This is a genomic window from Thioalkalivibrio sp. AKL10 (assembly GCF_000381845.1).
Classification (GTDB): Bacteria; Pseudomonadota; Gammaproteobacteria; order Ectothiorhodospirales; family Ectothiorhodospiraceae; genus Thioalkalivibrio; species Thioalkalivibrio versutus.
The window spans coordinates 554230-579675 of the sequence record NZ_KB907142.1 but is presented as its reverse complement, the minus strand read 5'-3'; the positions used below and the strand labels follow the sequence as shown (position 1 = coordinate 579675).

General features: G+C 67.4%; 26 protein-coding genes. 3 read left to right on the top strand and 23 right to left on the bottom strand.

Annotated elements, in window-relative coordinates; genetic code table 11:
- Window positions 1–10: 10 nt before the first annotated feature.
- The 6 genes from G333_RS15145 to G333_RS0102780 form a co-directional block, all read right to left on the bottom strand.
- On the bottom strand, window positions 11–157 hold the full coding sequence (locus G333_RS15145) for a hypothetical protein (protein WP_018144768.1): 147 nt from the start codon (window positions 155–157) through the stop codon (window positions 11–13).
- A gap of 18 nt (window positions 158–175) precedes the next feature.
- The gene (locus tag G333_RS0102800; RefSeq protein WP_019563428.1) at window positions 176–745 is read right to left on the bottom strand and encodes an isochorismatase family protein; all 570 of its coding nucleotides are present in this window, start codon (window positions 743–745) and stop codon (window positions 176–178) included.
- Complete coding sequence (locus tag G333_RS0102795) at window positions 745–2076, bottom strand: TolC family outer membrane protein (RefSeq protein ID WP_019563427.1); 1332 nt, start codon at window positions 2074–2076, stop codon at window positions 745–747. The genes G333_RS0102800 and G333_RS0102795 overlap by 1 nt, the downstream gene beginning before the upstream one ends.
- A gap of 111 nt (window positions 2077–2187) precedes the next feature.
- Window positions 2188–2844 (bottom strand): protein-L-isoaspartate O-methyltransferase, encoded by a 657-nt coding sequence (locus G333_RS0102790; RefSeq protein ID WP_018144765.1) that lies wholly within the window; start codon window positions 2842–2844, stop codon window positions 2188–2190.
- A gap of 84 nt (window positions 2845–2928) precedes the next feature.
- Window positions 2929–4161, bottom strand: a complete 1233-nt coding sequence (locus G333_RS0102785) for a multifunctional CCA addition/repair protein (protein WP_018938338.1) — start codon at window positions 4159–4161, stop codon at window positions 2929–2931.
- 24 nt (window positions 4162–4185) lie between these two features.
- Entirely contained in the window at window positions 4186–5157 is a 972-nt protein-coding gene (locus tag G333_RS0102780) for a complex I NDUFA9 subunit family protein (protein WP_018169242.1), read from the bottom strand.
- Between the two features lie 129 nt (window positions 5158–5286).
- Here G333_RS0102780 and G333_RS0102775 point away from each other — a divergent pair, with 129 nt between their 5' ends.
- Window positions 5287–6654: an NAD-dependent succinate-semialdehyde dehydrogenase gene (locus G333_RS0102775; RefSeq protein WP_018938337.1), complete on the top strand. Its 1368-nt coding sequence runs from the start codon at window positions 5287–5289 to the stop codon at window positions 6652–6654.
- A 46-nt stretch (window positions 6655–6700) separates the two neighbouring features.
- Here the strand turns inward: G333_RS0102775 and G333_RS0102770 are convergent, their stop codons facing one another.
- The 3 genes from G333_RS0102770 to G333_RS0102760 all read right to left on the bottom strand — a co-directional run bounded on the left by G333_RS0102770 (window position 6701) and on the right by G333_RS0102760 (window position 10976).
- Window positions 6701–7111, bottom strand: a complete 411-nt coding sequence (locus tag G333_RS0102770; protein WP_018176325.1) for an HIRAN domain-containing protein — start codon at window positions 7109–7111, stop codon at window positions 6701–6703.
- A 96-nt stretch (window positions 7112–7207) separates the two neighbouring features.
- Window positions 7208–8167 (bottom strand): YafY family protein, encoded by a 960-nt coding sequence (locus G333_RS0102765; RefSeq protein WP_019572085.1) that lies wholly within the window; start codon window positions 8165–8167, stop codon window positions 7208–7210.
- A gap of 127 nt (window positions 8168–8294) precedes the next feature.
- Complete coding sequence (locus tag G333_RS0102760) at window positions 8295–10976, bottom strand: bifunctional acetate--CoA ligase family protein/GNAT family N-acetyltransferase (RefSeq protein ID WP_019627600.1); 2682 nt, start codon at window positions 10974–10976, stop codon at window positions 8295–8297.
- A 39-nt stretch (window positions 10977–11015) separates the two neighbouring features.
- On the opposite strand from G333_RS0102760, the gene G333_RS0102755 reads away from it, so the two are divergent.
- Complete coding sequence (locus tag G333_RS0102755) at window positions 11016–11939, top strand: histone deacetylase family protein (RefSeq protein ID WP_019627599.1); 924 nt, start codon at window positions 11016–11018, stop codon at window positions 11937–11939.
- A gap of 114 nt (window positions 11940–12053) precedes the next feature.
- On the opposite strand, the gene G333_RS14565 is transcribed toward G333_RS0102755, so the two are convergent.
- From G333_RS14565 to dksA, 4 genes are all read right to left on the bottom strand, one after another.
- Window positions 12054–12539 (bottom strand): hypothetical protein, encoded by a 486-nt coding sequence (locus tag G333_RS14565; protein WP_081624490.1) that lies wholly within the window; start codon window positions 12537–12539, stop codon window positions 12054–12056.
- Window positions 12540–12693: 154 nt separating this feature from the next.
- Window positions 12694–13338, bottom strand: a complete 645-nt coding sequence (locus G333_RS0102745) for a DUF1826 domain-containing protein (protein ID WP_026287956.1) — start codon at window positions 13336–13338, stop codon at window positions 12694–12696.
- Window positions 13335–14597, bottom strand: coding sequence for a zinc metallochaperone GTPase ZigA (gene zigA / locus G333_RS0102740; protein WP_019627597.1), 1263 nt, complete (start codon window positions 14595–14597; stop codon window positions 13335–13337). Before zigA ends, G333_RS0102745 begins: the two co-directional genes overlap by 4 nt.
- A gap of 38 nt (window positions 14598–14635) precedes the next feature.
- A complete protein-coding gene (dksA, locus tag G333_RS0102735; protein WP_018938331.1) occupies window positions 14636–15037 on the bottom strand; it encodes an RNA polymerase-binding protein DksA in 402 nt (133 codons plus the stop codon).
- A 115-nt stretch (window positions 15038–15152) separates the two neighbouring features.
- Here dksA and folE2 point away from each other — a divergent pair, with 115 nt between their 5' ends.
- Entirely contained in the window at window positions 15153–16097 is a 945-nt protein-coding gene (folE2, locus tag G333_RS0102730) for a GTP cyclohydrolase FolE2 (protein ID WP_081618757.1), read from the top strand.
- Window positions 16098–16382: 285 nt separating this feature from the next.
- Here the strand turns inward: folE2 and G333_RS0102725 are convergent, their stop codons facing one another.
- The 10 genes from G333_RS0102725 to G333_RS0102680 all read right to left on the bottom strand — a co-directional run bounded on the left by G333_RS0102725 (window position 16383) and on the right by G333_RS0102680 (window position 25406).
- A complete protein-coding gene (locus G333_RS0102725; protein ID WP_018938329.1) occupies window positions 16383–17261 on the bottom strand; it encodes a hypothetical protein in 879 nt (292 codons plus the stop codon).
- A 51-nt stretch (window positions 17262–17312) separates the two neighbouring features.
- The gene (locus G333_RS0102720; protein ID WP_018938328.1) at window positions 17313–18083 is read right to left on the bottom strand and encodes a metal ABC transporter permease; all 771 of its coding nucleotides are present in this window, start codon (window positions 18081–18083) and stop codon (window positions 17313–17315) included.
- The gene (locus tag G333_RS0102715) at window positions 18073–18681 is read right to left on the bottom strand and encodes an ATP-binding cassette domain-containing protein (RefSeq protein WP_026287955.1); all 609 of its coding nucleotides are present in this window, start codon (window positions 18679–18681) and stop codon (window positions 18073–18075) included. Before G333_RS0102715 ends, G333_RS0102720 begins: the two co-directional genes overlap by 11 nt.
- A 92-nt stretch (window positions 18682–18773) precedes the next feature.
- Entirely contained in the window at window positions 18774–19700 is a 927-nt protein-coding gene (locus G333_RS0102710) for a metal ABC transporter substrate-binding protein (protein WP_019627596.1), read from the bottom strand.
- An 83-nt stretch (window positions 19701–19783) separates the two neighbouring features.
- Window positions 19784–21115 (bottom strand): TonB-dependent receptor, encoded by a 1332-nt coding sequence (locus G333_RS0102705; RefSeq protein WP_019627595.1) that lies wholly within the window; start codon window positions 21113–21115, stop codon window positions 19784–19786.
- Between the two features lie 148 nt (window positions 21116–21263).
- The gene (locus G333_RS0102700; protein WP_019627594.1) at window positions 21264–21776 is read right to left on the bottom strand and encodes a DNA-deoxyinosine glycosylase; all 513 of its coding nucleotides are present in this window, start codon (window positions 21774–21776) and stop codon (window positions 21264–21266) included.
- A gap of 43 nt (window positions 21777–21819) precedes the next feature.
- A complete protein-coding gene (locus tag G333_RS0102695) occupies window positions 21820–22302 on the bottom strand; it encodes a transcriptional repressor (protein WP_018144752.1) in 483 nt (160 codons plus the stop codon).
- A 49-nt stretch (window positions 22303–22351) separates the two neighbouring features.
- Complete coding sequence (locus G333_RS0102690; RefSeq protein ID WP_019627593.1) at window positions 22352–23380, bottom strand: alpha-L-glutamate ligase-like protein; 1029 nt, start codon at window positions 23378–23380, stop codon at window positions 22352–22354.
- On the bottom strand, window positions 23380–24915 hold the full coding sequence (locus G333_RS0102685; RefSeq protein ID WP_018938321.1) for an inactive transglutaminase family protein: 1536 nt from the start codon (window positions 24913–24915) through the stop codon (window positions 23380–23382). The genes G333_RS0102690 and G333_RS0102685 overlap by 1 nt, the downstream gene beginning before the upstream one ends.
- Window positions 24912–25406, bottom strand: coding sequence for an ATP-dependent zinc protease (locus G333_RS0102680; protein ID WP_051076217.1), 495 nt, complete (start codon window positions 25404–25406; stop codon window positions 24912–24914). Before G333_RS0102680 ends, G333_RS0102685 begins: the two co-directional genes overlap by 4 nt.
- Window positions 25407–25446: the final 40 nt, after the last annotated feature.

The window sequence follows — 25446 nt, the reverse complement described above, 5'->3', positions numbered from 1 at the left end:
GGGGACTCGATTAGCGTCGCAGGATGAACAGGATACCGGCGATCACCGCCAGGCCGCTGATGACGTAATGGTCGTACTGGAACTGCAGTCCCAGCAGGCCGCGCAGGCCGAACAGGATCAGCCAGACGCCCAATAGAATGTTGCCGAGTATGCGCATCCCTGCGGAATCCTCCGGTTAGCGGATCAGTTGGCTCAGTTCGCGGAACTGCGGATCGGCCGCGTCGCGCAGCCATTCGAACAGCACCGATTCGTGGTTGGTAATGATGGCGCCGGCAGCGCGCAGGCGTTCCAGCCCGTTGCGCTTGCGCCCGGCGTCGCGCGAGCAGACCCCGTCCTCGACCACGAACACGGTTACGCCCGCGTCCAGCAACTCCAGCGCCGTCTGGGTCACGCAGATATGCGTCTCCGAACCGGTCAGGATGACCTGGTCGCCGCCTGTCAGGCGCGCGCGCAGGTCATCCTCGGCGCAGCAGGAGAAGGACGTCTTGTCGGTGACCGTGCCGTAGCCGTCGAGCGCTTGCTGCAGAGTGGCGGTGACTTCGCCCAGGCCCTGCGGATACTGACGCGAGACCTCGATCGGGATATCCAGCTTGCGCGCGGCCTCGATCAGGCGGGCGGTATTGCGCTCGACCTCGTCCCGCGCGTCCGGCATGGCGGCCAGCAGGCGTTCCTGCAGGTCGATCAGGACCAGACGCGAGCGCTCACGTTCGCAGCGGGCTCGCGGATTGGAAGCGGCAGCGGCCATTACTCCAGCAGGCGGTTGATGGCCTCGAGATCGGTCACGCTCAGGCGGCCGGCGGCGCGCTGCAGGCGCAGCGACTCGCTGAGGAAGCCGTAGCGGGCCTCGGCGTAGTCGCGCTCGGCGCGGAAGACCTCGCGCAGGGCGAGCAGGACGTCCACCTGGGTGCGGGTGCCCACCTCGAAGCCGGCCTCGGCCGCCTCGAACGCGGACTGGGTGGAGGCCAGGGCCTGCTCCAGGGCGCGCACGCGCGAGTTGTTGGAGATCACCGACAGATAAGCGCTGCGGGTGTCCTGGGTCGTGCGGCGTTCAACCAGCGACTGGCCTTCCTGCGCGGCCTGGAAATTCTCGCGCGCCTGACGGGTGAGGGCGCTGACACGACCGCCGGTGTAGAACGGGATCTCCAGCTGGATCCCGACCTGGGCTTCGGTGCCCTCGAAGAACATCGCCCCGCCGGTCGTGCCGGCATCAAGGCCGTGATAGCGGTTCTCGTTGACCGAGGCGTTCAGATTGATGCGTGGCAGGCCCTCGGCGCGCTGGCGCTGGATCTGCTCGCGCGCGCTCTCCGTGCTCAGACGCTGGGCGGCCAGTTCCAGGTTGTTCGCCAGGGCGATATCCACCCAGGCCTGCGGATCGGCCGGATCCGGCGGGGTCAGCTCGGCGTCGTCGCGCAGCATGTCGAGCTGGTCCCAGTAGGTGTTGGTGATCACCGCGAGCTGTTCGCGGGTCAGGTCCAGCTGGTTCTCGGCGCTGATGCGCTCGGCCTCGGCAAGGTCGCGCTGGGCCTGGGCCTCGGTGACGTCGGTGCGTGCGACCAGGCCGACCTCAAAGCGGCGCTCGGTCTGTTCCAGCTGGCGCTCGATTGCCTCGACCTCGGCCTCGCGAAAGGCCAGGGTCTCCTGTGCGATCAGCACGTCGAAGTAGGCCTGGGAGACGCGCAGGATCAGGTCCTGACGGGCGGAATCCAGTTCCGCCTCGGCGCGGGCGATCTCGAGATCCACCTGCACAAGATCAATGTAGTTGCGGCGGTCGTAGATGCTCTGCGAGAGATTGACGCCAAAGCTGGTCTGGCGACCGTCGAGGCTGCCGGTTTGCGAATCGCGGTCGTCGCGGTAGAACGCGCCGGCCTCGGCCTGCCCGGAGATCTGTGGCAGCAGGGCAGAGCGAGTGATCGGGCGATTTTCCAGCACGCCGCGGTATTCCGCCTCGGCGGTGCGCAGCTCCGCGTCTTCCGTGGCGGCGCGCTCGTAGACCTCCAGGAGGCTCGAGGCGGCGGCGGGGGCCGAGATCACAAGGACCAGCCCGGCGGTGGCGAGAAGCGACGGCAGACGGTTCATGGACGCGACTCCGGAAGGATATTAGGAAAAGCCTATCCTATCAGAGCCGGTTCGGGCATGGGACCTTCACCCCTGGTTGCCCGCGCCTGAAACGGGCCCCTCGGGTGCCGCTCAGAATTCGAAGGCGGGCTTCGGCTCGAATCCAACCAGCGGCTTCACGCGGGTCTCGAACAGCTCCTCGTGGCGGCAGCCGTCCTCGGTGGTGCGGATGATCAGCTGGGCCTCCATGATCGGACCGTCACCGGTAATCACGAACAGTCGCCCGCCCAGGGTCAGGTAGGGCTCGAGGAAGTCGTCATATTCGGTCATGCCGCCGGTCAGGATGATCGCGTCGTAGCGCGGGCGCGGCGGGGTCCAGTCGGGGGTCACCGAGGCGGTGCGCAGTTGCGCGTTCTCGATGCCGAGATCGGTCAGGCGGTTGCGGGCGGCCAGGCGCAGCTCGTCGATGCGCTCGACGCTGTCGACCTGGGCTGCCAGATGGGACAGGCAGGCCGTGACGTAGCCGGAACCGGTGCCGATCTCCAGCACGGTTTCGGTAGGCTGCGGCGACACGGCCTGCAGCAGGCGGCCGATCACGACCGGCGGCAGGGTGTTCTCGTCGTGCCCCAGGGGGATCTCGGAATCGGCGTACGCCAGGGCCTGATAGGGCTCGGGCATGAAACGCTCGCGCGGGAGCGTTTCCATTACGTCCAGTACACGGGTGTCCAGCACGTCCCAGGGGCGGACCTGCTGTTCGACCATGTTGATCCGGGCCTTGGCGTAATCCATCGCGGTTTCCTCAGTGCGCTCGACAGCCGCGAAAGAGTACGTTCACGGGCCGAAACAGGCAAGTAGGAGCCTGCGAGCAGGTTCCTACGCGTCGGGGTGTTCGTCGAGGGCGTCGGCAACGGCGCGAACGCGCTCGCGCTGCAGGGCCTCGCCCAGTGCCTTGCCCTTGTGTCCCTCGGCTATCAGGGCCGCCGGCTGCACGCCTTGCGCGGCCGCCACTGCGCGGCGCACCGCGTCGGCCTGTGGATAGGGCTTGTCTTCCCAGCCGGTGCGGCCGCGGAAGTCCGCCTCCACCGCCAGCAGGAAGGGCTCCACGTTCTCCGGGCGGCGCAGGACGTCCAGGCCGTCGACCAGCTTCATCACGGTCTTCGGGCGCAGCTCGAATACGCGATGCACCAGCCCGTGGTAGCGCGCCACGCGCACCGCCAGGTCGCGGTAGCGGTTGGGTATGCGCAGGCGTTCGGTCAGGGCGCGGATCAGGTCCACCCCGCGTTCCTCGTGCCCGTGATGGCTGGGCAGGATCTCCGGGTCAGTGGTGCCCTTGCCGAGGTCGTGCACCAGCGCGGCGAAACGGACCTCGGGTGCGTCGGAAAGCCGGGTCGCCTGGTCCAGCACCATCAGGGTATGCACGCCGGTGTCGATCTCCGGGTGGTAGCGCTCCGGCTGGGGCACGCCGAACAGCCGCTCGATCTCGGGGAACAGGACGGCGAGCGCCCCGGCCTCGCGCAGCACCTCCAGAAAACGCCGTGGTGCCGGACTCTTCAGGGCCTTCTCGCATTCCGCCCACACGCGTTCGGGTACCAGGGCGTCGACCTCGCCGGAGGTGACGAGCTCGCGCATCAACGTCAGCGTGTCGGGCGCGACCTCGAAGCCCCATGGCGCGAGCTGGGCGGCAAACCGCGCCACGCGCAGCAGGCGCACCGGGTCCTCGGCGAAGGCGGGGGAGACATGCCGCAGTCGGCGCGCCTCCAGGTCGGCCTGGCCGTTGTAGGGGTCGATCAAGCGGCCGTCGGCGTCCTCGGCCATCGCGTTGATGGTGAGATCGCGGCGTTCGAGATCGTCCTCCAAGGTGACCTCGGGCGAGGCATTGAACTGGAAGCCGTGATAGCCGCGTGCGGTCTTGCGCTCGGTGCGCGCCAGCGCGTATTCCTCGTGGGTTTCGGGATGCAGGAAGACCGGGAAGTCGCGCCCGACCGGCCGAAAGCCATTGGACTCCATCGCCTCCGGCGAGCTGCCGACAACGACGTAGTCGCGCTCCGTGAACGGGCGCCCTAGCAGGCGGTCGCGAACCGCACCGCCGACGAGATAGGTCTGCATGGCGGTTACCGGTTCACCCTTCGATCAGCCGCGGCTGGCCCCGCGATTGAGCGTGCGCAGGTGCTGCATGCGGGCCTCGCGCCCCGCGCCCCCACCGCCCAGATAGCTGGGGGCAATGGATTCCAGGCGGGTCGGGCAGGGCAGCTGCTGTTCGCCGTCGCAGACCGAGTCGATGGTCAGCGAGGCGAAGTTGTCGCGCGACAACGGCTTGCCGGGCACGAACTCGAGCACGCTGGCCTGCAGCTTGCCAGCCCAGTCGGGCAGGCCGATTACCGGGCGCCGGTGGCCGGAGACCCGGCCCACATACCGCACCAGGTCGCCCAGGGTGTAGGTCTTCGGGCCGCACAGCTCGAAGCCCTGGCCGAAGGTATCCTGGTCTTCCAGGGCCTCGACGAAGTGCTCGGCCACATCGCCCACGAACACCGGGGCGAAGCGCGCCCGGGCACGCGCCAGCGGCATCACGGGCGAGAATTTCAGCAGCGTCACGAAGCGGTTCAGGAAGGAGTCTTCCGGCCCGAAGATGACGGAGGGACGGAAGACGGTGACCGCCAGGGACTCGCTGGCGAACACGGCCTGCTCGGCCGCACCCTTGCTGCGCAGGTAGTGGCTGGGGGCGTCGTCCATGTCCGCCTTCAGCGCGCTCATCTGCAGGAAGCGGCGCACGCCCTGCGACTCGGCGGCGGCCAGGGCCTTCTCGGTCAGCTCGGTGTGGGCGGCGTGGAAGCCGGCGCCACTGTGGCCACGTTCGTTGAGGATGCCGACCAGGTTGATCACCGCGTCCTGGCCCGCGAACAGGCGTTCCAGGGTGGCGGGATCATGGGCGCTGCCCTCGACCAGGTCGACCTCGGGGTTGACCAGGAGGTCGCGATGGCGGTGCGGGCGGCGCGACAACACGCGGACCTTCAGGCCGCGGTCAATCAGTCGGCGGATGATGTGGTGGCCGACAAAGCCCGTGCCGCCGAGCAGGCAGACATTGCGAATCGAATCGATCGACATGGGGCAAGGTCCTTCCGAAAGCGAATGCGGATCGTCTTATACTCGGGTGACCCGCATTGTTCAAACTAGCAAATAGTGGACCTGTGTTTCCCATGGCCTGTTTCCGGGTCACCAAACCGAGGCGCCGACATGACCGAACTGACCGCGATCAACCCTGCGACCGGCGACATGCTCGCGCGTTATCCCCGCATGGATCGGGACGGGCTGGAGGCCGCCCTGGCACGCGCGGCCAGCGCCGCACCGGACTGGGCGGCACGACCGGTGGCGGAGCGCGCCGCCCGCCTGCACGACCTGGCCGGGGTGCTGCGCGACGCGCGCGAGACCCTGGCGACTACGGCCACCCGCGAGATGGGCAAGCGGCTGGTCGAGGCGCGCGCCGAGGTCGACAAGTGTGCCAACGCCTGTGAGTACTATGCCGAGCACGGCCCGGACTTCCTGCAGGACACCATGGTCGCCTCGGATGCGAGCCGGTCGTTCATCGCCTGGCAGCCGCTGGGGACCGTGCTGCTGGTGATGCCCTGGAACTTTCCCTACTGGCAGGCCTTTCGCCAGGCGATCCCGGCCACGCTGGCCGGCAATACCGTTCTGCTGAAGCACGCCTCCAACGTCCCCGGTTGCGCCGAGCACCTGGAGCAGGTGTTCACGGCGGCCGGTTTTCCCGAGGGCGTGTTCCGCAACCTGCCGGTTGGCTCCGATGCGGTGGAGGGCATCATCTCTGACCGTCGCGTGCAGGGCGTCAGCCTGACCGGCTCCGAAGGCGCCGGCCGCGCGGTGGGGGCTGCGGCCGGCAAGGCCCTGAAGTCCTCGGTGCTGGAACTGGGCGGCTCGGATGCCTTTGTCGTGCTGGCGGATGCCGATCTCGATCACACCGTGGAGCAGGCGGTACGCGGGCGCTTCCAGAACAACGGCGAGACCTGCATCGCCGCCAAGCGCTTCATCGTCGAGGAGGCCATCGCGGATGCCTTCGTCGAGCGCTTCCAGGCGGCCATCGAGGCCCTGGTCATCGGGGATCCGATGGCCGAGGGAACGAACATCGGGCCGCTGGCGCGCGATGATCTGCGTAGCGAGTTGCACGACCAGGTGACCCGCAGCGTGGCGGCCGGCGCCCGCCTGGTGGCGGGTGGCGAGCCCCGCGACGGGGCGGGGTACTTCTACCCGCCCACGCTACTGGATGCCGTGGAACCCGGCATGGCGGCCTTCGACGAGGAGACCTTCGGCCCGGTCGCGGCGGTCACCCGGGCGCGCGGCGCGGATCATGCCATCGAGCTCGCCAACCGCTCGCGCTTCGGCCTGGGTGGCAGCGTCTGGACCGCCGATCCGGTACGTGGCGAGGCCCTGGCTCGGCGTCTGGAATGCGGCTGCGCCTTCGTCAACGGCATCGTCAAGAGCGACCCGCGCCTGCCCTTTGGCGGCGTGAAGGACTCCGGCTACGGCCGCGAACTCTCCGAGCTCGGCATCCGCGAGTTCCAGAACGCCAAGACCATCTGGGTGGGTTGATTCATGCCCGTTGAAGGTTGATCCGCGTCGCCTTGAGTGCATGGGTCTAGTGGGCCGGGGTGGGCCTCGACTTCGCGCGGTAGAGGCCGAGCTCGAGACGGTGGTGGCGGTCGGCGTGATCGCGCTTCTCGAGGATGCGGGCGATCAGGGGCTGGTCCTGGTCCAGTAGCTGGGCGGCCAGGCCGTTGCGGTCGCGAGGCAGATAGCCCAGGTGATGGTCCATCCAGCGCACGGCGACGGCCTGGCCGTCGTGGGTGTTGGTGCGTTCGCGTTCCACGGTCAGGGCCTGGCCGCGCTTGAGGATCTCCCACAGCCGGGGCGCCTCGTGGTGGCGGAAGCCGGCCAGGGGGATGCGGTCCAGCAGTTCCTCGGTGGTGGCGGTGCGGTTGTAGGTGCCGCGCTCGGCGTAGTAGCCGGCGAGCGGCGGGACGGGGCGTGCCTGGCGGTTGTGCGACATGTTCGGACTCCTCGGTGTGGCCTGGGTGTCCGTTGTAGCACCGGGGGTGGCTCACAGGATGAGCCACCCCCGAAATCGGTTCTTATCCGTGTTTCCCTAGGTGTACTGGTGAGCGGCGCGCGCGAGGTCGCTGGCCACGCGCTGGCGCAGGTCGGCGGGCGCCAGCACCTCGACGCCCGGGCCGTGGCGCAGGATCTCCTGGACCAGCTCGGTCGGGTCGGCGTAGGGAATACGGAGGCGATACGCGTCGCCCTCGTATTCGCCGATCTGCTCCGGGTGCCAGATCTCGTCGGCGACCCAGCGGGCATGTTCCGGGGTGAAGCGCAGCACGGCCCATTCCTGTGCGGGACCGGTGAAGATGCCAAAGGCGTCCCCGGTATGAGCATCCAGGGTCGCCTCGTCGATGGAGCGGTAGGCAGACTCCACCGGCTGCACCGAGCGGATGCGCTCAAGGGCGAAGGTGCGCAGGTCCCGGGCCTGCTCGCACCAGGCGATCAGGTACCAGTTGTCGCGGTAGTAGAGCAGGCGCTGCGGGTGCACGACGCGACAACTCGCGGCGTCCCGGGCACGGCCGTGATACTCGATCTCGACGGGGTGCTCGTCCAGGGTCGCAGTGGCCACGGCCTGAAAGCTTTCGCCGCGGCTGCCGCGCTGGGCCAGCGGCTGGATGTGGATGCGGCGGCGCACGGTGTCCGGCTGGTGCCCGCCGCTGGCGAGCAGCTCGCGGATGCGGCCCTTCAGTGGCCCCAGCGTGGGCGCCAGCAACCCGGGCTGCACGTCCTCCAGGAGTTGCTCCATGGTCAGCAGCGCCAGCAGCTCGGATTCGTTGAACCACAGCCCCGGCAGCTCGAACGCCGGGGCATCCTGCGCGTAGCGGTAGCCATTGGCCTGGGCATCGTATTCGATGGGCGCCTGCATGAAGTCGCGCATGTATTCGAGGTCGCGCTTGACGGTCGCGCGCGAGACCTCGAGACGCTCCATCAGGTCCGCCAGTGAGGGCGGCCGCCGCCCCTGCAACAATCGGTGCAGGTGAAAGATGCGCTCGGCGCGATTCACGGGCGGGCCAGGGGTCGATGCATGCCCGGGGACGCTACCCATTCGCCCGGGCACTCGCAAGCGACGCGCCGGGGTGCCGGATGCCCGCCGAGTCGGGTGCGGCGGCTGCGGGCGACCGTCCCGGTGGTCAGTGGAGGCGCCGGCTGACGCGGATGATCTCCTCGTCGGAGGCGAGGATCTCGCGCTGGAAGCCGTGGCGTTGGGCGAGCGCGAGCATGCCGCCGTTGTGGCGCAGCACCTCGCCAAACAGTTCGCGCAGGCCGGCGTTGCGGGCGGAATCGATGACGGCCTCCATCAGGAGGCTGCCCACGCCGCGGCCCTGCCAGGCGTCACTGATGACCACGGCGAACTCCGCGCTCTCGCCGTCGGGTTCGGTGGTGTAGCGGGCGACGCCGACCTGCACCTCCCGGCCCGTGTGGTGGTCGACCGCGATGAAGGCCATCTCGCGGTCGTAGTCGATCTGGGTGAAGCGTACGAGCATCTCGGGCGTGAGTTCGTCCATCGAGCGCATGAACCGGAGATAGCGGGACTTCTCCGACAGGCTGCGCACGAATTCCTGCTCGATGGCAGCGTCCTCGGGCCGGATCGGCCGGAGCTCGAGTTCATGGCCGTCGCGGGTGGTGACCTTCCGGGCCATGTGGCCGGGATAGGGGTGGATGGCCATGTGCGCGTAGTCACGGCCGTCGTGCGCGGGATCGGCCAGTTCGATGCGGGCGTCCACGGCCATCACGCCGTTCTCGCCGGCCTGCAGGGGGTTGATATCCAGCGCGGCGAGTTCAGGCAGCTCGCAGGCCATCTCCGAGACCCGGAGCAGGACCTGTTCCACCGCGCCCTCGCGCACCGGGGGCGCGCCGCGAAAGGTGCCAAGGGTGCGCGCCGCGCGAGTCTGCGCCATCAGGCGCCGGGCCAGCGAGGGGTTCAACGGCGGCAGGGCGACGGCCTGGTCGCCGATGACCTCCACCGCGGTCCCGCCCAGTCCGAAGGCGATGACCGGGCCGAACACCGGGTCGCGCGAGATCCCCACCAGCAGTTCGCGAACATGCCCGACCTCGGCCATGCGTTCCACGCTCACGCCTTCAACTTCGACCTCCGGGAATTGCTCGTGGATCTGGTCGAGCATCTCCTGGGCCTGCTGGCGCACGGCCTGCACGCTGCGCAGGTTGAGTCGTACACCGCCAAAGTCGCTCTTGTGGGTGAGGTCGGGCGCACTGATCTTGAGCGCGACCGGGAAGCCCAGGGTCTCGGCGGCCAGCATCGCGTCGGCCGGATCGCGGGCGAGGATGCTGGGACTGCAGGGGATGTGGAAGGCGGCCAGCACGGCCCGGGACTCGCGCATGCTCAGGACCCTGCGGCCCTGGCTGCGTGCGTGTTGCAGGATCAGGCGCGCGCCCTCGATATCCGCGGGCTGGTCATCGCTGCGGGGGCCGGGGACCTGCAGCAGCATGCGCTGGTTGCGTCGGTGTTCGATCAGCCAGGCGAAGGTCTCGACCGCGCCTTCGGGCGTGCGGAACTGGGGGATCCCTTCCGCGTCGAAGCGATTCCGTGCGCGGGCCACCAGCGGGTCGCCCATCCAGCAGGCCAGCACCGGCTTGTGGCTTTTGCGGGCCTGTTCGATCACGGCCTCGGCACAGGCGTCGGGGTCGGTCATGGCCTGGGGGGTGAGCAGGACGCTCGCCATGTGAACCCCGGGGTCCGCGAGCACGATGCGCAGGGCTTCGCCATAGCGTTCGGGGGTGGCGTCGCCGAGGATGTCCACCGGGTTGCCATGCGACCAGTGGGCGGGCAGCAGGGCGTTGAGCGCCGCCAGCGTGCCGTCGGCCAGCGTGGCCAGGTTCAGGCCGAGGTCGGCGGCCCGGTCCACGGCCATCACGCCGGGTCCGCCGCCGTTGGTGAGGATGGCGAGATCCTCGCCGCGCAGGCGCACGCCGCTGGCCAGTGTCTGGGCTGCGGAAAACCACTGCGACACGCGCTCCACCCGGACCACGCCGGCGCGCTGCAGGGCCGCGTCGAACACCGCATCCGAACCCATCATCGCCCCGGTATGGGTGGCGGCCGCCTGGGCGGTGGCCGCGTGGCGAGCGGACTTGAGGACTACCACGGGCTTCATGCGCGCGGCGGCGCGCAAGCCCGACAGAAAGCGCCGCGTGTGGCGGATGCCCTCGACGTACAGCAGGATGCCCTGGGTCTCGGGGTCCACCGCGAGGTAGTCCAGCAGCTCGCCGAAGTCGACGTCTGCGGCGTCGCCGGTCGAGGCCACGCTGGAAAACCCGATGCCGGTGGGCTCCGCCCAGTCCAGGACGGCGGTGATCAGCGCCCCGGAGCTGGAGATCAGCCCGAGCTTGCCGGGCAGCGCCTGGTTGTGGCTGAAGGTCGCGTTGAGCCCGATGCCCGGGCGCATGATGCCCAGGCAGTTGGGGCCGATCAGGCGCATGCGGTAACGCTGTGCGATCTCGACGCATTCCTGCTGCAGGCGTTCGCCCTCTCGGCCGGCTTCGGCGAAGCCGGCCGAGAGGATGACGGCGCCGCGCAGGCCCGCCTCGCCACAGTTGCGCAGGATGCCGGGGACGGCCCGAGCCGGGGTGGCGATCAGCGCCAGGTCCACCATGTGCTCGCCGGGTTTCAGCTCGGGCACGCAGTGCAGGCCCTGTACCTCGGCGTATTTGGGATTTACCGGGAGCAGGGTGCGCTTGAAGCCGGCCGCCAGGAGGTTGGCCAGCACCGTGCGGCCGACGCTGCCCTCGCGTTCGGATGCGCCGAACACGGCGACACCGCGCGGATTGAACAGCTTGTCCAGGATATGGGTTCCCATGCATGCTCTCGGTTATGACGTGCCAAGTGTCTTCATAACATGAATCTAGCGTTCTTCTCGCCGGACGCCGGCCTTGAGCACGACAATGGTCCCGGCCACCCGGAATGTCCGGAGCGGCTGAGCGCAATCCGTGACCAGCTGGTGGCCAGCGGGCTGGATCCGTGGGTCCTGCATCGCGAGGCGTTCCCGGCGACGCGGGCGGACCTGCGCCGGGTTCACACACGCGACTTTATCGACACTATCCAGCAGCACGTCCCGGAAGGGGGGCGGGTGATGCTGGATGGCGACACGGCCCTGTCGCCGGGGAGTCGCGAGGCCGCGTTGCTGGCGGCCGGCGCGGGCATTGGCGCGGTGGACTGGGTGATGGGGGCGGCGAACCGGCGGGCCTTCTGCGCGGTGCGGCCACCGGGGCACCACGCCCGTGCCGACCGGGCGGCCGGGTTCTGCCTGTTCAACAACGTGGTGATTGCCGCCCGCCATGCACAGGAGCGCCATGGTGTGGGGCGCATCGCCGTCGTCGACTTCGACGTGCACCATGGCGACGGCACCGAGTCCCTGGTGGCGGGTGATGACGCCATCCTGTTCGCTTCCGCCTTCGAGCATCCGGCTTATCCCGGGTCGGGCATCCCGCCGCTGGCCGACAACTGCCTGAATGTCCCGGTACCCGGCGGATCGTCGGGGGAGCAGTGGCGCGACGCGGTGGCTGGGGCCTGGTTCGATGCGCTGGACGCCTTTGCCCCGGAACTCGTGCTGATCTCCGCCGGATTCGATGCCCATCGCGAGGACGAGCTCTCGCGCCTGTTGCTGGCCGAGGATGACTACGCCTGGATCACTCGTGAGCTGGTGGCCCTGGCCGAGCGTCACGCCGATGGGCGCGTGGTCTCCATGCTGGAGGGTGGCTACGCCCTGAGCGCCCTGGGACGCAGTGTGGTGGCGCATATGCGTGTCCTTGGTCCGTTCTGAGCAGGCCCGCGCACACTTCTGACCCGTAGCGGGGCGAGGGGCGGGGCCATCGGCACGCGAGTCCCTGCCTCGGTGACTTCGGGTGAACGATGCGCCCGGCGCGGTTCATCGGAATCAGTGAAGTGGTGGGTGCTTCCGAAACACCAGGTGGAGGACATGCCCCTTGGCCGCGTTGCGAGTCTTTTTCGTGGGGCGGGGGGCTCCTGCTGGGCCTTGTGCACAGGTGACTCGCCGCTGGCGGTTGCGCTGTGGGTCGGCTGGTCGGCCGGAGTGCGGGCGGCAATGGCGCTTTTCAGGGTTTGCAGCGTTAACTCTGGATCGGTTCGCCATTGGGGGTGCCTGGGCGTCCGGGCGTGGCTGCGGCGCCCTGCGCTGGACGGTAATGCCTTCGAGGCAGGCCTCCAGGATCAGGTTCCGGATGGTTTCGTGGACGGTGTCGCGGCTATGCGGGCCGCAGCAATCGGTCGGGGCAATGATGCCCGAGTCCAGCAGATCCCGGAGTTCCTGCCCGCGCCACTCGGCCACGACCCGGCGGGAGTGATCGTCGATGATCCGCAGCGAGGGGTCGGGGTTTTCAAGCCATGCGTCGAGGGTGAACATGTTAACTCCTTGCAAACGAGAACGATTCGCATTTATGTTCCTCGAAGGGGAGGCGGGAGTCAAGCAATGAATCGCAGTTTTTGCGGCAAGATGCGGATCCTGTGATCGCTCCGCGTCTCCCGGGCTTCTTTTGGAGCTATGGGATGGTGTTCGATCAGGGGTGGTCGAGCCGCACGAGCAGGCGTCGGGCATTGTCCGCCAGTGGCGGTGAGCGATGGACCGCCCCCAGGCCTGCGCAAGTGGGTGAGCGCTCGCCTTTCATGAGGATGACGGCCCCGGTATCCAGCGTCACCGGCGGATGCCCCCCGAGAACGCCCTCGTTGTCGCCACAACGCAGCCGGTCCCGGTTCACGTAGCGATCGTCTGCATATTCGGTCCCGGGTCCGGTGTAGCTGCAGACCATCCGCAGGACGTTGTTGTCGACATGGAACATCGGACACGGTTGACCGTGCAGAACCTCGAGCTGGATGCGAACGCTGAGCGCGTGGGCGGCCACCGCGAAGTTGTGTGCCAGCCGCTCGAGGTCGTATGCCAGACGGTGGACCCTGAACGGGGACAGGGCGGTGTGCTCCAGAAGCCGTTCACGCACTTGGTCTGGCCGGCAGCAGGTGTTCAGGACCATGTCGCTTTCACTTGCGGCTAGTGCGCGGGCCTGCTCCTGCAACGGTGCATTCATGCACCGCCGCCATATGAGGGCATTCACATCGTTGCGGTGAATGCCCTTGAGCTCGGCAGCCCGGTCAACAAAGCGGTGCCGCGAACGCGCCGCGGCTGGTGGCGAGGTTTGAGTAGCCGTCATGCGGGAACGTCCGACCGAGTGTCGCTGGCGGCCGGGGCTTCCGCCTCGCGCTCCGCGGCCTCGGGCCCCAGGTGCCAGACCGGGAAGGGGTCCGCGTAGCTCAGCCAGCGTTCTGGACCGGCTGTCATCTCGTCGTCCGTCAGGAGACATGCGTCGAGACGCTTGCGCATCGCATCCGCGTCCATGTGGATGCCGATCAGCACGATTTCCTGGCGCCGGTCGCCGAAATGTTCATCCCAGACGGGAGCGATTGCGGTTGCCCACCAGTCTTCGTCGGTCGGACGCTTTTCGGGGGGTACGGAGGCCCACCAGAACCCCGCGGCGTGGTGAGTCAGCGCGCCGCCAGCCTGAGACAGGGTGCCGACCCAGTCGGGGCGCGAGGCCAGCCAGAACCAGCCCTTGCTGCGGATGATGCCGGGCCACTCCTCGTGCAGGAGGGCGAAGAAGCGCTCCGGGTGGAACGGCCGATTGACGCGGTAAACGATGCTGGAGATGCCGTATTCCTCGGTCTCCGGGGTATGTCCACCCATCATTTCCTGGGCCCAGCCGGCGGCCTGGGAGGCGCGGTCGAAATCGAAACGCCCGGTGCCCAGCAGTTGCTGCGGCGATACCTTGCCGTGGGTGGTCTCGATGACCTTGGCTTCGCGGTTTAGGGCGCGCACCACACCGCGCACGGTATCCACCTGATCCGCCGAGGCACGGTCCATCTTGTTGAGGATGATTACGTCCGCGAACTCGATCTGGTCCACCAGCAGGTCGACCACCGTACGTTCGTCGTCTTCACCCAGGGACTCGCCGCGCTCGCCCAGGAAGTCGCTGGAGGCGTAATCCTGCAACAGCGCGCCGGCGTCCACGACCGTCACCATGGTGTCCAGACGCGCCACGTCGTCCAGGCACTGGCCATCCTCGTCGCGGAAGGCAAAGGTGGCGGCCACCGGCATGGGTTCGGAGATGCCGGTGGACTCGATCACGAGGTAATCGTACTGGCCGGATTCGGCGAGACGGCGAACCTCGACCAGGAGGTCGTCGCGCAACGTGCAGCAGATACAGCCGTTGGTCATCTCGACCATGCGGGCGTCGGTGCGGGTGACCGCATCCTGACCGCCACGGATCATGGCGCTATCGATATTCACCTCGCTCATGTCGTTGACGATCACGGCGACGCGCAGGCCTGCCTGATTGTGCAGGATATTGTTTAGCAGGGTGGTCTTGCCGGCTCCGAGAAAGCCGGAAAGGACGGTAACGGGCAGACGTTTCATGGTGCCTCCTGATATTCGGTTGCGGGCAGTGTTCGGGGCTATCGGCTGTAGACGTGTTCGGTCTTTTCCTGGCGTTCCTTGACCTCGATGCAGAGGGTCGCCGTCGGGCGTGCCAGCAGGCGGGGCAGACCGATCGGTTCGCCGCTTACCTCGCAGTAGCCGTAATCGCCGGTTTCGACGCGGAACAGGGCCGCATCGATCTTTCGGAGTAGGCGGCCTTCGCGCTCCTGCACCCGCATCGACAGAAGACGCGACTCCTCCATTGCCGCCCGGTCGAGCTCGTCCGGGGTGCGTTCGTTGTCGCGCAGTCCGTCCCGGGCGCCCTCCATGTCGGCCAGGATCTCCTCGCGCATGTCGAGCAGGCGCTCGCGGAAGTACGCAAGCTGGGCCTCGTTCATGTAGGCCTCGTCAGGCATGGCCAGCAGTTCGTCACGGGTCATGGGGTTCCGTCGGTTGCGCGTGGGATGTTATACCATAACGTTTCGATTGAGCCCCGACAACACGGATCGGCCACCGTCCTGTGATGGGGTCGACCCGCCTGCAACAAGGTGTCTTATGTCCTCTAAATGTGTGTCTCCGGTCTCGCCGGATAGGGAAACCTCCGCGCCGGATCCGCTACCGGATATTGCCGCGTCGGCTGCTACGCACGCCTCCGCGCTCGACTGGGTGGGTATGGAAGACATCACCCTTCCGCTGTATCTGACCGGCCAGCCAGTGATCGCCCGGGCTAGCGCGGGAGTGAGCCTCGACGACGCGGGCGCGCGCGGCATCCATATGTCACGGCTCTACGGGGCCCTACGGCAGCTGGAGTCCCGCGAGTTGGACGTTGCGCGCCTGTGTGGCGTGCTCGAGGCGTTTCTGGCTTCGCACGATGGTCTGTCCAGCGTGGCCGAGGTCCGTCTTGCCGGGGAGCTGCCGCTGGAACGGCCGGCCCTGGTCAGTGCCGCCGCGGGCTGGAAGCGCTACCCGTTCCGGATCGCTGCACGCAGCGAGTCCGGGGCGGTGTCCCTGGAGCTGGAGGTTCAGGTGGGCTATTCCTCCACCTGTCCCTGCTCCGCCGCCCTGGCGCGGCAGGCGATCCAGGAACAGTTCGACCGCGACTTCACACGCTCGGCCGTGGATGCGGCAACCGTGCGCGAATGGCTGGGCCGGGCCGAGGGCATTGTCGCGACGCCCCATAGCCAGCGCAGCGAGGCAACCGTCACGGTCGGTCTGGATCCGCTGGTATCGAGGTTGCCCCTGCCCGACCTGATCGATCGCGTCGAACAGGCGCTGGGCACCGCCCTGCAGACCGCGGTAAAGCGTATCGACGAGAAGGCCTTCGCGCTCGCCAACGGCCGCAACCTGATGTTCTGCGAAGACGCCGTACGGCGCCTGGACAGCACCCTGCGCCCGGAGTACTCCGCCCGCGGCTATCGCATCCAGGTTCGCCACCGCGAGAGCCTGCATGCACACGACGCCGTGGCGCGGGTCGTGCGTCTGCCGTCAGCGGAACGCTGAAGCAGCCAGTCGGACCGTGGACCGCCACAAGGCGGTGGGGTTGGTCAGGCATCTGCCACGTCGCTTTTCGGCAAGTGTGTGGACACGTAAAAAAGCCGCCGGATACGCAATCCGGCGGCAATGCTTACGGAGGTTGGAGAGACCAAAGGCAGGAAGTCACCTTTCGTCCTGGCGACACACAGCTGTCCGGGCTGCGCATCTAAATGAGAATCATACGCACTTGCGGTGCATTGTCAAACGGACTGAGGCCTGTTCGGGCCCAGGGTGACGATGGCGTAGCCCGTGCTACGGCCCGGACGGCACTGACTGCGGGGTGCCTGCCGCGTCGGGCAGGCTGCGATGCCGGTCGGCCATCGGCTCGGCCGCGATCAGGTAATCCGCCCCGTGCCGGAGGCCCTCCTTGCTTCGGGCCAGCGGCAGGGCGGTTTCCCGCAGCGCCTCGATCTTCTGGTGCATGGCCTTTGCCAGGCTATCGTCATTGAAGTGCGACAGCTGGCGCAGGCACAGGTCGAGCTGGCCGTTGACGAAGCGCTCGCGGTAGTGAATCGGGAAATAGCGGACATCCAGAACTCGGAAGCCGGCGATCCCGAGATGGCGCATGACCCAGGACGAAGGGTATTCGCGATAGGGGCGGTTCCCCGCGAGCAGCAGGCAGGCATCCCGCAGGCGACCGATTTCGCGCACGATGCGGTCGGACTCGGTCTTGGGTTCGGTCATTACATAGGGTTCCACGCCGACGAGATACAGCCGCTCGCCCACGTGGGGTCGCAGCCGGTGCAGTGCGCGGTCCTGCCAGTAGGGGGCGAAGCCTTCGATCGCGCCGATGAAGTAGTCGAGCAGGACGGTATCGAAGCGTTCACCAAACAGCAGCTGCTCCGACATCCAGTTGCCGACCATGATGCGGTCCTGGCGGCGACGGGCCGTGCCCGCTGCCTTCTTCACGGTCGTCGCCATCTGATTGGAGGCAGTTACGGCCGTCCAGCGCTCGGTGTCCAGGCCGCATATCCATTCGACCGACTTCCGCCCGGTTCCGGCATCCAGAAAACTGCCCCAGGGACGCTCACCCTGGAGCTTCTCGATCGCCTGGAAGATCGGCGAATCCGCTGCCTTGGCGGTCGATGAAGTCGTGTGGGAGCTTTTCTTGTGCGTAGTTTTGAGAGGCATTTTTCAACTCCTGGGTCGGCCCTCGAATTGAATAGGCCGAGGGCCGTCAGTTCAGCGCCAGATCGCGACCATGCGGGCGACGAGAGCGAGTACGACGTTCACCAGTACGAGTACCGGGGCGAAGGGCTGGTCCAGCGGGAGGCTTAGACTCCAGGCGATCAGGAATCCTGCCAGGGCGAGCGACTGCGCCCACAGGAAGTGGCCGCGAAGGTCGCGCGCCAGATGGGCGGCGCCCCAGGCTGGGAGCAGCAGGCTGGCTAGCGCGGCTGGCAGGCCCAGGACCATGCTGCCGAGCACGATCGCCGCCACCAGCCAGGCAATCTCCGTCAGGCGCAGCCATGCTGCCGGGGCGCGCTTGGCGGGCACGTCGGGGGCGAGCTGAGCATGGCGCCATACCTTCAGCAAGCCGGGTACTAACATGAGACTGGCGAGTGCCAGTGCCGCAACAGCCCAGAGTTCCTGCGGTCCCGCGAAGTACAGCTGACCCTCGGCCCAGGCCGCGGCGGCGAGGCTGGCCTGCGAGAAATTGGCCGCGAGCAACGTGACCGCGGCCAGTCCGGCTAGGAAAACGGCAAGCGGTAGACGCTCGCGGTCCGGAGTGCGTTGCAGCAGCGCCATTACGCCAGCGCCTAGGGCCAGTGCCACGGGCAGTACCGGCCAGTGCAGCACGGAGGCCAGGACCCCGCCGGCCGCCGCCCATTGGCCAAGTGCCAGTGCCTGCCAGACTGAGCCGCGCAGGAACAGCCCGGCTCCGGCCAGCGCGAGTACAGCCGTGACCAGCAGCCCGGCGACGAACGGAACGAGCAGGAGGTCACCCAGCATCGAAGTAGCCCTCTAGTGGGTGGTTCTCCACGCCGATGGCTCGCAGGAAGTCATCATCGTGGCTGGTCATGACCAGTGTCGCGTTGGCTGGAAGTGCGGCGATCAGGTCGACGGCGTCACCCCGCACCTCGGCGTCAAGGTGGTTGGCCGGCTCGTCCAGCAGGACCAAGCGCTCACGTGACGGTTGTGCGCTGCCGCTGTGCAACGCGGCGGCGAGACGCAGGAGTTGCCACTGACCGCCGCTCAGGCGGTCGAGCCGGCGATCGAGCAGTGCCTGTATGCGGGGTTGATCCGGAGTATTTGCCCCCATCGCCCGGAACCAGTCGTGTCCGGACAAGGGCCAAGGCTGTCGCCGGGGATGGTCCTGTCCCAGCAAGCTGACATCAACATTGGGTGCGAGGTGCAGCCGGCCGCCATGCACCCGTGCCTGGCCCGTAACGGCCTTCAGTAGCAGGGATTTGCCAACGCCATTGGGGCCGGTCAAGGCCCAGCGCGCACCATTGGGTATATCAACTGACAATGGCCCCAGCACCGGACGATCAAATCCGAGCCGGGCGGACTGCACGCTCAGGATGGCAGGGGTGGCGTTCGGCGGCATGTGGGCTCGACAGAGTTGGGAAGGCGCAAATGATAACGGACCCGGAAAGTGACTTTCCGGGTCCGAACCTTCAGCAGGCTTGTGCCGGCAGGTTACCGCTGGGGCAGGCTTTGCGCCCAGGTGGTCATCAGATCCAGATAACCCTCCAGCGCCGAATCGGCGGGCGGATCCAGCGGCACGGCATGGGTGGGCCAGCCGAGATTGCGCTCCAGGAACTCGGCGCCGCGCGGCGGCTGGAATTCGGCGTACAGGACGGTGCCCTCGGTGCCTTCGAGATCACTGACCAGGCTGCGCAGGTGGCGCGCGGTCGGCGGGATGCCCGGGGCGGGTTCGAGGTAGCCGACGATCTCCACCGGCAGCCATTCTTCCAGGTAGTCGAGATCCTCGTGATACACCACGATGCGCTGATCCGGTTCTACCTGTTCGGCCAGGGCCTCGGCATGTTCGCGCAGGCGTTCGGCGGTACGTTCGGCGCGCTCCATGAAGATGTCGGCTTGGTCGGGGCGGAGCTCGCCCATGCGCGCGCCCAGGGCTAGAGCGAGTTCGGCCATACGCAAAGGATCGGCGTTGAAGTGCGGGTTGCCCTCTTCATGCACGTGGCCCATGTTCGGCCCGTCCATAGTGATGGAGCGGCGCAGTTCGACCTTGTCCGCGCCCCGGAAGTGGCCCGGCTGCCCCGAGTTGATCGCGCGGTTGTTGGCGCCGCGCTGGGCGGCCGGGAGCCAGCCTTCTTCCAGGCCGGCGCCCAGCTCCAGCAGCATGTCGGCGCGGCGCAGGGCGGCCATGAAGCTGGGGCGGGCGTCGAGGTAATGGGCATCGCGGTCCGGCGGTGCGAGTACGCGGACGTCGGCCTCATCGCCGCCAATCTCGCGTGCGATGGCGCCGAGACTGGAGGTGGTGGCGACGATGTTCAGTCCGGCGGCGGCCTGCGACGGCAGCAGGATGAGGGTAAGCGCCGCCACCGAGGCAACAGCGGCGAGCGTACGGGTGATACGGGTGCGAGTCTTGCTAAAAAACATGCGGGACTCCTGGTGATAACGGGATACGGATGGGGTCGGCAGGGCATCAACGGTCCTGCCGACCCTGAACAAGGCAATACGGATCAGAAGCGGTGGGCGCCGTGGGCGCCGAGGGCCACGTTCAGCTGCAGCATGAACTCCAGGCCACGGTCGCGATGGCCGTCGTCATCGATGAAGTCGTTCTGCGACAACTGAGCCCGGAGGAACACCGGCTCCACCGGGCGGAAGGTCACCTGGGCGGAGTGGCGATAGGAGGTGCCGAAGGATGGGGTGGCGAACTGACGGACTCTATTCTGATCGCGTTCGTTACCGGGCAGTCCGTCGTTGGTCAGGCCAAGGGCCTCGGCGCGCAGGCCAGCTTCCCAGCGTGGTGCGAAGCCGTATACCGCTTGCAGATACAGACCATCCTGCTTGGCCTTGCTGCTGCCTACGGCATTATCTGCGATCGTGGTCTGATCCTGTCGACGCTGATAGTCGACGTCGATCTCGCGGTAGAAGTACTCGCCTTGTACGCGCCAGTCACCATGACCGTAGGCACGGCCGGAGCTGTACTTGTAGACCGCATCCAGTCCAGCGAACCATGCATCGCCGTCCCATTCTTCAAGGCCGGATCCGTGTTCGGTTTCCTGCTGCCAGGTGCGGGCGTAGCCGCCGGAGATGCCGAATTGCGCGGCGTGATCGGGACCCAGATCCGGTCCGAATTTGGCGAAGGCCGTGATCAGGCGCGGCCCGGATACATTGGAAAACGAGGAATTGATCTCGTCTCCTGCGTTAGTGGTGTGGGAGCCGCCGGAACCCTGATAGGGGATGAAACTGTCGTCGCCCTGCAGGAGCTCGATGCCCAGCTGGGTGTAGGTCTCGGTTGGGGCAACCCAGGTCGCCTGAACGCCGGTCTCCTGCAAGCCGTGGTCGCCGAACAGGTACTCGTTGACCAGCGGGCGATCGACGAAGTCCCAGTCATGCACATGGCGGCTGTTGATGTAGCCGATGTCGGACAGGAACTTACCCGCCTTGATCTGGAAGCCACCGGGCAGGGCGCGGGTGGTCAGGTAGGCTTCTTCAACTTCGACGTCGCTGTCGTCGAAGCCGAGCATAAGCACGCCATCGAAGAGGTCGCCCAGATTGGCCTCGAAGACCAGTTCGCTGTGGCCGAGGTTGAAGCCATCGTCGAAACCGTGGTCGTGACCATGCCCATGGTCATGTCCGTGGTCGTGGCCATCGTCGAAGCCGGCGGGATCACTTATGCCGTGCGAAAGCTCGTTGTAGTAGACGCCCTCGAGAATCAGGGACACATCCAGGCCCCAGGACGAGTTGTCGTCACTGGCGGTCCATTGCGCCGCAGCGGCTCCGGGGGCGGCGAGGGTCAGGGCGGTCAGGCCGGCGAGGACCGGGCGGGAGTGCGGAGTGCGAGGCATTTTGGGCTCCTGGTTGCGCGGCAGTCTGCTGTTCTGGGCAGTGCCAATCAACGGAAATGGACTGTTATAGCGTAACGAAACGCTAATAAACGTTATACAATAACAATTCGCGATTCAACCCTAATCTTGCGAGCCGGTGCGGTGCCGGTCAGTCGCGTGGAAGGCCAGCGAGGGCGAAGGCGTTGCGCCAGGGTTCCAGCTTCTCGGTCAGGCTGAGGCGGGCGTTGGCGGGGCTGGTGGAGGGCAGGCGCAGGGCCTCGACGCCCAGGGCGCGGGTCTCGCGGATGCGCCGCGCGCTCTCGGCGCCGTTGTGGACGATCACGCGCAGGCCCGGGGCCTCGCGGGTCAGGCGGGCGAGATCGTTGGGGACCGGGGCGCGGATGGCGCTGTCCAGGCTCCCCTCGCGCGAGCAGGCCCCGTAGACGTCCCAGAGGCCCACGCCGTGGTCGAGCAGGCGCTCGATGCGCTCGGGGTAATCCATTTCCGGGAAGGGGGCGCCCAGGATCTGCCCGACAATCGGCCAGAACTGGTTGCGCGGGTGGGCGTAGTAGGCCCGGGCTTCCAGCGACGCGACGCCGGGAAAGCTGCCCAGCACGATCAGGCGGGTGTCCGCACGCAGGATGGGCGGGAACGCCTCGAGGGTCGGCGTGGCGGCGGTCATTGGAGGGCGGGGTTCAGGTGGGCTGTTGTGCAGAGGCGCGGCGTCAGGCGCGGTCCTGCTGACCCCGGCGGCAGTCCCCGCACTGGCCATGCAGCTCCACCATGCGCGAGTCGATGGCGAAGTCCTGGGCCTCGGCCTCGTGCTCCAGCGCCTGGCTGGCCGGCTCCGGGGTGTGGAACTCGGTGATCTGGCCGCAGCCGTCGCAGATCATCAGGGCCGACTCGTGGCGCTCGCCGGGGTGCGAGCAGGCGACGAAGCCGTTGAGGCTCTCGATACGGTGGATCAGGCCCTGCTCGAGCAGAAAGGCCAGGGTGCGGTACACGGTTGGCGGCTTGATGCTGTGATCATCGGAGGACAGCGCGTGGATCAGGTCGTACGCCTTGATGACGCCCTCGGTGCGCAGGATCTGCTCCAGGATGCGCCGGCGCTGCTCGGTCAGGCGTGCACCACGGGTGGCGCAGACGCGTTCGGCGTCGGCCAGGGCCTGTTCGATGTCCGGCGTCTTGGTCTCGGCGGCGGCAGTCATGCGCCTAGGATAGCCCAAACGATCACGGTGCCCGTAACCGCCTCGCTGATCAGGCGGGTTCGGCGGCGCGGGTGGTTTCGGTGTCGGGCTCGGTTGGATGGGTCGCCTCGGGGCGCGCGAAGACCTCGGCGGACCACCGGGCGCGTTCGGCGGCCGGCTCGATGTCGCGGGCCACCATGTGTGCATCCACCGCGAGGATGCGGTGGTCCAGGCCTTCGCCGTTGGCAATCTGGATGGCGAGCCCGGGCCGGGCGTTGAGTTCCAGGATCAGCGGCCCGCGGTCGGCATCGATCACCACGTCCACCCCCAGGTAGCCGAGCTCGCTCAGCTCAAAGCAGCCGGCGGCCAGTTCCATCAGCTGGTCCCAACCGGGGATTTGCAGACCGACAATGCTCTTTTCGCTGTCGGGGTGCTCGCGGCAGGGCCGGTTGTAGCGCACGCCGCCGATGGTGCGGCCGGAGCCGAGGTCAATGCCGGTTCCCACGGCACCCTGGTGCAGATTGGCCTTGCCGTCGGAGTCCTGGGTTGGCAGGCGCATCATCGCCATCACCGGGTAGCCGCGATAGACCACGGTGCGGATATCCGGCACGCCCTGATGCGAGACCTCATCGAAGATCGAGGAGAAGCGCACCCGCTGCTCGATCATGGCGGCATCCGGTCGGCCACCCAGGCTGTACATGCCCGAGAGGACGTTGGCGATGTGATCGTCCAGTTCGCTCAGCTCCATGGCGCGGCCACCGGCCCGACGAGGCCGATCGCCGCGCCAGCCGTCGATCACCAGAATGCCGTCGCCGGCCGCGCCGTGGGCCGGCTTGATGACGAAGCCGTCTTTATAGTTCCGCAGCTGCTTCCGCACGTCGCGAATCTGGCGCAGGGTGCGTACGACGCCGTACAGATCCGGCACCGAGAGCCCGGCATCCAGGGCGAGTTGTTTGGTCTGCAGCTTGTCATCCACCCGCGGGTAGAAGCGCCGTGCGTTCCAGGCGGCTATATAGCGGGCATTGCGGGCGTTCATGCCGACGATGCCCTGTTCCTTCAACAGTTTCGGGCGCACGAAGCGCGGCAGCCAGGTCGGCATTAGTCGGTCCTCCGCATCGCATCCTGGATGCGTCCGAAGCGGAACAGCTCGCTGAGCCTGTAGCCGGTGTAGCGTCCCAGCAGCAGGGTCATGGCCAGCAGGACCAGCAGCAATTCCGGGAACACGAACAACAGGTGTTCCAGCTGGCGGTTGGCCATCAGCCCGTAGGCCGCGGCCGCGACGGCCAGGCTGCCAATTCCCTGGGTGATGGCATCGGCGGGGCCGTGTTCTTCCCAGACCACCGACATGCGCTCGATGGTCATGGCGAGGATGACCATCGGGAACAGTGACAGCGCCAGGGCGCGTTCGAAGCCGAGCTGGTGCGACAAGATGCTGATGCCGAGCATGAGCATGATGACCACGCTGACCACTGCCGCCAGGCGCGGGACCAGTAGCAGTCTGAGGTGCTCGAGGTAGAAGCGCACCACGAGACCCAACGACACGATCAGCGTGAACAGGATGATCCCGGCCAGCAGCTGGGTCTCGCGGAAGGACAGCGCGATCAGCACTGGCATGAAGGTGCCGAAGGTCTGCACGCCGATCACGTTGCGGAGGAACACGATGATCATCGCGCCCAGCGGCACCATCAGCAGCACCCGGTAGGTGTTCTGTGTGCCCAGCGGCAGGTTCAGGGTGGAGAAGTCGAGGAAGCGACTGTCCAGGGTGTCGCCGAAGCGCTGGATGGTCGCCAGGGCATCCTGCACCCCGCGGGCCACCGCAAAGCGCACCTCCGCGTTCTCGCCGTTGGATATCTCCAGGAGCGGGGCGTCGCCGTGCGACCAAACGGCCACGTCGGCGGGGTACTCGATTTCGCCATTCTCCGGGTCGATGGGCACCCAGCGCCGCGTGTTGTGAACCTCGAGCCAGGTCTGCGGCTCGATGTCGCGGCGCCCGTCGACCAGGCGCAGGGCGGTCACCTGCCGGGCCGGGATGCGCGCGGTGGCCAGCAGCTCGATCAGGGTCTCGGCCCGGCGGGCGCGATTGTCGTCGCTCTCGATAAACACGGCCGCATTGGAAGCCGGTGCGGCATTGGCGAGGTCATTGACCAGTACCGAGGCAAAACTCTGGATGTCCGAGGAGCGTCCGCGGACGTCATCGATCAGCGCCTCGGCGGCCGAACGGAAGGGTTCGGTCCAGTCGGGCACGGCCACTGGCCCCGGGTAGTCGGATTCCGAGCGGTCGTCTCCGTCACGGTAGAGCGTGGCGCGGTAGTACAGCACCTGTTCGCCGCGCGGCTGACGGGTTGTCCACTGGGCCAGGCGGTCCTCCGTCTGAAGGACGGTGTTCAGGCCGTAGCCGCGGGATACGAAGCCTTCGTCCAGGATGGAGAAATTCGGCAGGCGGTGTGGGATTCGAAGCTGCACCGTGGTGGCCTCGCCGGTGGCCTGAAAGCGCACGCGGGCCTCCACCTGCCAGGTCTCGGCGGTGGCGTCCGGCTGCAGGGGCATCCCCAGCGCGCTGACCTTGTAGGCGAAGACTCCGAGTCCGATCGCACTCAGCAGTACGATCAGGATCGGCAGGTGGAAGCGCCTCACTGGTCATCCGCCGCGCAATTGGGTGCGCGCAGATGTTCCTCCCCGGAGTCCACCAGGATGTGTCCGGCCATGTGGCTGCGCCCGATCAGGGCCTGGTAGGTCAGGGCCGTGCGGTCGATCAGGCTGGTGTCGGCGGTCAGGAGCTGGTCCCCGATGCAGAACTCCATTCGCACCACCGGACGCTCCTGCGAGTCTCCGCTGTGCCTGCGAATGCGCACGATGCGCTCGATGGGTCGCTCCAGGGTGATGCGTGCGTCCTCGTCTTCCGGATCGATGATCTCGAAGCGGATCCAGTCCTCGCCGTCCCTCTCGAAGCGCTCCTTGTTCAGCGCGTTCAGCGAGGAGGAGGTGGCGCCGGTATCCATGCGCGCCTCCAGCGCAACACCTTCCTCGACGATCAGGACGTTCTCCACGACACCGAGGATGGCCAAGGAGGCCCCCGACTCGTGGGCCGCGGCGGATTGCGTCTGGACCGCCAGGCCAAGCAGCATGGTCAGCAGGATGGATTCGGTTAAGCTGGAACGACGGGTG

Excerpts from the sequence above, each read along its gene's own strand:
- G333_RS14565 (WP_081624490.1), bottom strand. The coding sequence starts at position 12,539 with ATGTTCACCCTCGACGCATGGCTTGAAAACCCCGACCCCTCGCTGCGG.
- G333_RS0102725 (WP_018938329.1), bottom strand. The coding sequence starts at position 17,261 with ATGCCTCTCAAAACTACGCACAAGAAAAGCTCCCACACGACTTCATCG.
- G333_RS0102745 (WP_026287956.1), bottom strand. The coding sequence starts at position 13,338 with ATGACGGCTACTCAAACCTCGCCACCAGCCGCGGCGCGTTCGCGGCAC.
- zigA (WP_019627597.1), bottom strand. The coding sequence starts at position 14,597 with ATGAAACGTCTGCCCGTTACCGTCCTTTCCGGCTTTCTCGGAGCCGGC.
- folE2 (WP_081618757.1), top strand. The coding sequence starts at position 15,153 with ATGTCCTCTAAATGTGTGTCTCCGGTCTCGCCGGATAGGGAAACCTCC.
- G333_RS0102690 (WP_019627593.1), bottom strand. The coding sequence starts at position 23,380 with ATGCCGACCTGGCTGCCGCGCTTCGTGCGCCCGAAACTGTTGAAGGAA.
- G333_RS0102760 (WP_019627600.1), bottom strand. The coding sequence starts at position 10,976 with ATGGGAACCCATATCCTGGACAAGCTGTTCAATCCGCGCGGTGTCGCC.
- G333_RS0102785 (WP_018938338.1), bottom strand. The coding sequence starts at position 4,161 with ATGCAGACCTATCTCGTCGGCGGTGCGGTTCGCGACCGCCTGCTAGGG.
- G333_RS0102800 (WP_019563428.1), bottom strand. The coding sequence starts at position 745 with ATGGCCGCTGCCGCTTCCAATCCGCGAGCCCGCTGCGAACGTGAGCGC.
- dksA (WP_018938331.1), bottom strand. The coding sequence starts at position 15,037 with ATGACCCGTGACGAACTGCTGGCCATGCCTGACGAGGCCTACATGAAC.
- G333_RS0102695 (WP_018144752.1), bottom strand. The coding sequence starts at position 22,302 with ATGACTGCCGCCGCCGAGACCAAGACGCCGGACATCGAACAGGCCCTG.
- G333_RS0102775 (WP_018938337.1), top strand. The coding sequence starts at position 5,287 with ATGACCGAACTGACCGCGATCAACCCTGCGACCGGCGACATGCTCGCG.
- G333_RS0102720 (WP_018938328.1), bottom strand. The coding sequence starts at position 18,083 with ATGCTGGGTGACCTCCTGCTCGTTCCGTTCGTCGCCGGGCTGCTGGTC.
- G333_RS0102715 (WP_026287955.1), bottom strand. The coding sequence starts at position 18,681 with ATGCCGCCGAACGCCACCCCTGCCATCCTGAGCGTGCAGTCCGCCCGG.
- G333_RS0102700 (WP_019627594.1), bottom strand. The coding sequence starts at position 21,776 with ATGACCGCCGCCACGCCGACCCTCGAGGCGTTCCCGCCCATCCTGCGT.
- G333_RS0102680 (WP_051076217.1), bottom strand. The coding sequence starts at position 25,406 with ATGCTGCTTGGCCTGGCGGTCCAGACGCAATCCGCCGCGGCCCACGAG.
- G333_RS0102770 (WP_018176325.1), bottom strand. The coding sequence starts at position 7,111 with ATGTCGCACAACCGCCAGGCACGCCCCGTCCCGCCGCTCGCCGGCTAC.
- G333_RS0102755 (WP_019627599.1), top strand. The coding sequence starts at position 11,016 with ATGAATCTAGCGTTCTTCTCGCCGGACGCCGGCCTTGAGCACGACAAT.
- G333_RS0102710 (WP_019627596.1), bottom strand. The coding sequence starts at position 19,700 with ATGTTTTTTAGCAAGACTCGCACCCGTATCACCCGTACGCTCGCCGCT.
- G333_RS0102790 (WP_018144765.1), bottom strand. The coding sequence starts at position 2,844 with ATGGATTACGCCAAGGCCCGGATCAACATGGTCGAACAGCAGGTCCGC.
- G333_RS0102780 (WP_018169242.1), bottom strand. The coding sequence starts at position 5,157 with ATGTCGATCGATTCGATTCGCAATGTCTGCCTGCTCGGCGGCACGGGC.
- G333_RS15145 (WP_018144768.1), bottom strand. The coding sequence starts at position 157 with ATGCGCATACTCGGCAACATTCTATTGGGCGTCTGGCTGATCCTGTTC.
- G333_RS0102795 (WP_019563427.1), bottom strand. The coding sequence starts at position 2,076 with ATGAACCGTCTGCCGTCGCTTCTCGCCACCGCCGGGCTGGTCCTTGTG.
- G333_RS0102705 (WP_019627595.1), bottom strand. The coding sequence starts at position 21,115 with ATGCCTCGCACTCCGCACTCCCGCCCGGTCCTCGCCGGCCTGACCGCC.